Here is a 1,647-nt window from a genome sequence, read left to right as displayed (position 1 = left end):
ATCCGCCAAAAAGTCTGCCGCCCGAACCAACGCCGATGCAGACGTGACTAGGGGGTGACGTGTGCGGCCGCATTGCCTCCGGTCGATCTGATCTACCACCAGACTCCGGCGGTGCATGGGAATCACGCCAGGATCTTAACCGCCGCCTCAGTGAGCCGAACTCGCCACTGCCCGTCACCGTCGTCAGGCATATGATCCTCCTCAATCAGCACTGTGCCGTCATCAAGCATCTCGGCAATAATAGTTGCATACGGCCCGGTCGCCGGCATCCATGATCTGTCGCCCGGTAGCCAGACCAGTAGCTCCTGCACAGGTGACCTTCCCCCGTAGAAGTGGGCCACCGGATATGAGAATTCCGGAGGGATTGCGGAGGTTGAGAGGATGGGACGTAAGCATCACAAGCCAGAAGAGATCGTGGGCAAGTTGCGGCAGATCGAGGTGCTGACCGCGCAGGGCAAGGGGGTGGCTGAGGCGGTTCGGTCGATTGGGGTGACGGAGGCCACCTACTATCGGTGGCGCGCCGAATATGGCGGCTTGAAGTTGGATCAGGTCAAGCGGTTGAAGCTGCTAGAGCAAGAGAACGGCCGGCTGCGCAAGGCGGTGGCGGATCTGACGCTCGAGAAGCTGGTGCTGAAGGAAGCTGCGTCGGGAAACTACTAAGCGCTGCCCGTCGCCGCACGTGCGTCCAGCACGTGACGGCTCGGCTGAACGTGTCGGAACGCTTTGCCTGCCGGGTGCTGGGCCAGCATCGCTCGACGCAGCGCAAGGCATTGAAGACAGCCGATGACGAAGCAGCGCTGACAGCGGCGATCATTGATCTGGCGAAGCAATACGGGCGCTACGGCTACCGACGGATTACGGCGCTGCTACGGGCCGAGGGCTGGCACACCAACCATAAGCGTGTAGAGCGAATTTGGCGTGCTGAGGGCCTGAAGGTGCCACCGCGACAGCCAAAGCGGAGTCGCCTTTGGCTGAACGATGGCTCCTGTGTTCGGCTACGGCGCGACCGACCGAACCACGTCTGGGCGTATGACTTTGTGGAGGACCGGACCCGGGACGGCCGCAAATTCCGCACGCTGAACGTGGTCGACGAATTCACCCGTGAGGCTTTGGCGATCCGTGTGGCGCGTCAGTTGAAGGCAACGGACGTGATCGACGTGCTTGCGGACCTGTTCATCGCGCGCGGCATTCCGATGCACATTCGGTCGGACAATGGGCCGGAGTTTGCGGCGATCGCGGTGAAGGGCTGGATCACAGGTGTGGGTGCCAAGACCGCCTATATCGAGCCCGGCAGTCCGTGGGAGAACGGTTATGTTGAAAGCTTCAACGGCAAGTTCCGTGACGAGCTATTGTCGTGTGAGGTTTTCAACACGCTGGCGGAGGCGAAGGTGCTGATCGAGCAATGGCGTATGTATTACAATACCGCCCGCCCGCACTCTTCCTTGGGCTACCGACCGCCAGCACCAGAAACGGTGATCTCGGGAATCAGAAAGCCAACCACCCCGGGCCAAGCCGGACCAGCCCCAGCCATCAGCATCGCCATGCACTAATATTTTGATCGGACCACTCCATGGGGGCTGGTCATGCAAGCCAAGGTTGCCAGTGTCAACGCCGGTCGAAAACTGAGCCACCGATGGTGTGGGTCAC

2 protein-coding genes are annotated in these 1,647 nt (G+C 61.0%); one reads left to right on the top strand and one right to left on the bottom strand.

Features of this window, described 5'->3' with window-relative positions:
- Nucleotides 1-122: 122 nt before the first annotated feature.
- Nucleotides 123-311: a hypothetical protein gene (locus tag GSQ76_RS25130; RefSeq protein WP_158746847.1), complete on the bottom strand. Its 189-nt coding sequence runs from the start codon at nucleotides 309-311 to the stop codon at nucleotides 123-125.
- Between the two features lie 70 nt (nucleotides 312-381).
- Here GSQ76_RS25130 and GSQ76_RS25125 point away from each other — a divergent pair.
- Nucleotides 382-1,550, top strand: a protein-coding gene (locus GSQ76_RS25125) for an IS3 family transposase (RefSeq protein ID WP_408837246.1) whose coding sequence is annotated in 2 segments (ribosomal slippage) — nucleotides 382-646 and nucleotides 646-1,550 — 1,170 coding nt in all. Because the reading frame shifts where the segments join, the coding sequence is not laid out codon by codon here.
- Nucleotides 1,551-1,647: the final 97 nt, after the last annotated feature.

The sequence above is a fragment of the Acidisphaera sp. L21 genome (assembly GCF_009765685.1).
Classification (GTDB): Bacteria; Pseudomonadota; Alphaproteobacteria; order Acetobacterales; family Acetobacteraceae; genus LMUY01.
Note: the sequence above shows the minus strand (reverse complement) of the source record. Positions and strands in the feature narration are given on the sequence as shown.